Genomic DNA, 2,527 nt, shown 5'->3' with positions numbered 1-2,527 from the left:
CCCATCCCATAGCCGGTTTTAGATTGCCTATTTGTTCAAAACAAGCTTTTCTATACGCTTTGAAGGCACCACGAATATGATCTTTATCGGTTAGGTTTTCTAGAATCCATTCGCCATTTTTTTCGATATAAGCAAAACCACCTGCCATACCTACTTCCGGATCTTTTTCAAAATGACCAATGATGGTTTCAAAATAATTAGTAGGTAAAATCAAATCGGCATCGAGCTTGACGATAATGTCATAATCATCATCCAGAGTAGCAAACCCAGCGTGAAACGCTTGGATTACTTTGCTTCCGGGTAGGTGTACCGCTGTCGAAGATTTGTTAACTAAACTGATAAGCGGATGCTCTTTGGCGTAGGCCAAAACAATTTCTTCAGTTTTATCAGTAGAATTATCATTAACAATGACTACTTTTTTTGGCAAGACTGTTTGTGTTAGCAAGGAGTCTAATGTCAATGAAATAAAGGCTTCTTCGTTATGGGCAGGAATAACAATATAGTAATTCATTATTTGATTTTTTCGGCATAAACAATGTAATACCTGTTGGTTAAAGCGCGTAATAATGGGCGAAAGCCAATTTTTTTGACAGGATGTGTAAATTTGGTTCTATCGATGATTTTCCAGCCTGTTTTTTCTAACAGCCAATCCAATTGCCAATCTTCAAATTCGTGGTAATGTCTGTCCCACATATCTGTTTTGCTGCGGTATGCGGATGAAAACCACAATCGCAATGGGATTGAAATTAGTAATTTATCGCATTTTACGTTTTCTAATACCGTATACGGATTCAATAAATGTTCAAAGATTTCAAAAGCTGTAAAAACAGTATAATTTTCGTTTTGTAAGGCCGTTTGATTGTTGTCTATGTCTTCGCCAGTCGTGTTTTTTACAGTATATCCATTTTCTTCCATTATTTTAGAAAAAGGATTGGGAACGCCTAAGTCAAAAAGGGTTTCAGAAGTTGAAATATGCTTTTGTAAAAACTCTAAAGTAAGTTTGAATCTTTTATTGGGAAATGTTTTTTCGTACATTATTGAGTGTGTTTAATCCAAGGAGCAAATGTACAAAGATATATGTAATGCAAGAGCAAGTTTATAAAGAAACAAAAAGGGGCTTAACGAGAAGAGTAATCTCTTTTGTGGAAGACAGGGGGCTCTTTTATTTTAAGAAAAGTCCTATGTATGTGTTGTTTTTTATATATTTATAAAGTTGACTTGAAGGTATTGTAAAATAATTAACAATTTTAAAGTTTCACTTTAGTGCAACTTATGTATGTTTGCTATGAGTAAAAGTATAAAACATCGCACGATTCTGTTTTATAAAGAATATTTTGAAGAATTCTTTGTGAAGCAACGAGATAAAGTAAAAGACAAAATTATTTGGACGCTGGAGTTAATAGAAGAATTAGATCGAATACCAGAAACCTATTTGAAACATCTTGAAAATACGGATGGGCTTTTTGAAATTAGAATACAACAAGGAAGTGATATTTTTAGAATCTTTTGTTTTTTTGATCAAGGTAAATTAGTTGTTTTAGCTAATGGTTTTCAAAAGAAGACTCAAAAAAACACCTAAAAAAGAAATTGAAAAAGCATTAAAAATAAAGAGAGAATATGAAATCGAAAAAAAGTAATACTATATCATTAGATCAGTTTAAGGACAAGCATTACGGCGAAACAGGAACTAAAAATCGTGATGAACTGGATTTAGGTTATGAGAATTTTAAAATAGGGGCTTTAATTCACGAAGCTAGATTAGAAAAAGGATTAACCCAAGAAGAACTTGCGCAAAAAGCAGGGACGACTAAATCTTACATATCAAAAATTGAAAATAATATCAAAGAAGTGCGTTTTTCTACTTTACAGAAAATTGTAGAATTGGGTTTAGGAGGAAGATTGGAGTTGTCCATAAAGCTTTGATTGTTTGTGAAAAATAATTTAATACCACAAATCCCCTAGCCCAGATAGAAACGAAAAGCCCACGACACTAAAAAGGTAGTTTTTATTACCTCATAAAAGCGACTGAAAGAAGCTCTTTATGAGGTTTGTAAAAACATCTTTTTAGGGTGTGGACTTGTAGTGGATAGCTGGAAATTGCTTCTAACTAATATCGATATACAAACGCATTGATGTTCATTCCTGCTCCTACAGATGCAAAAATAACGACATCACCTTTATTGATTTCGTGTCCCTCAATTTGGTTATTTACTAATAAATCAAAAAGAGTAGGGACTGTGGCAACACTACTATTTCCTAGCTCATGAATACACATCGGCATGATGTTTTCAGGAGTGGTTTTATCGTATAATTTGTAAAAACGATCTACGATGGCTTCGTCCATTTTTTCATTAGCTTGATGAATCAATATTTTTTTGACATCCTCGATAGCTACACCGCTTTTGTCCAAACAGCTTTTCATAGCAAGTGGAACATTTGATAATGCAAATTCATAAATTTTACGACCGTGCATTTTGATGTATCTTGTATCAGGATCTAAATCTATATTGTATGATTTTCCGAAAAA

5 protein-coding genes are annotated in these 2,527 nt (G+C 33.2%); 2 read left to right on the top strand and 3 right to left on the bottom strand.

Annotated elements, in window-relative coordinates:
• Positions 1 to 511 (bottom strand): glycosyltransferase family 2 protein (locus WBQ70_RS14825; protein ID WP_423915544.1); only part of this gene is annotated, 511 nt, incomplete at its 3' end.
• Positions 511 to 1,035, bottom strand: a complete 525-nt coding sequence (locus WBQ70_RS14820; protein WP_423915542.1) for a methyltransferase — start codon at positions 1,033 to 1,035, stop codon at positions 511 to 513. The genes WBQ70_RS14825 and WBQ70_RS14820, both read right to left, overlap by 1 nt.
• A gap of 250 nt (positions 1,036 to 1,285) precedes the next feature.
• Between WBQ70_RS14820 and WBQ70_RS14815 the strand changes: the two genes are divergently transcribed.
• Both WBQ70_RS14815 and WBQ70_RS14810 read left to right on the top strand, forming a co-directional pair.
• On the top strand, positions 1,286 to 1,579 hold the full coding sequence (locus WBQ70_RS14815) for a type II toxin-antitoxin system RelE/ParE family toxin (protein WP_423915541.1): 294 nt from the start codon (positions 1,286 to 1,288) through the stop codon (positions 1,577 to 1,579).
• Positions 1,580 to 1,617: 38 nt separating this feature from the next.
• Complete coding sequence (locus tag WBQ70_RS14810) at positions 1,618 to 1,923, top strand: helix-turn-helix domain-containing protein (protein ID WP_423915539.1); 306 nt, start codon at positions 1,618 to 1,620, stop codon at positions 1,921 to 1,923.
• A 184-nt stretch (positions 1,924 to 2,107) separates the two neighbouring features.
• Here the strand turns inward: WBQ70_RS14810 and WBQ70_RS14805 are convergent.
• Positions 2,108 to 2,527 (bottom strand): 3-oxoacyl-ACP synthase III family protein (locus WBQ70_RS14805; protein ID WP_423915537.1); only part of this gene is annotated, 420 nt, incomplete at its 5' end.

The organism is Flavobacterium sp., assembly GCF_049590715.1.
Taxonomy (GTDB): domain Bacteria; phylum Bacteroidota; class Bacteroidia; order Flavobacteriales; family Flavobacteriaceae; genus Flavobacterium.
The sequence above is the reverse complement of the archived record's forward strand: the minus strand, read 5'-3'. Positions and strand labels throughout refer to the sequence as shown.

Coding starts and splice junctions, on each gene's coding strand:
- WBQ70_RS14820 (WP_423915542.1), bottom strand. CDS start 1,035: ATGTACGAAAAAACATTTCCCAATAAAAGATTCAAACTTACTTTAGAG.
- WBQ70_RS14815 (WP_423915541.1), top strand. CDS start 1,286: ATGAGTAAAAGTATAAAACATCGCACGATTCTGTTTTATAAAGAATAT.
- WBQ70_RS14810 (WP_423915539.1), top strand. CDS start 1,618: ATGAAATCGAAAAAAAGTAATACTATATCATTAGATCAGTTTAAGGAC.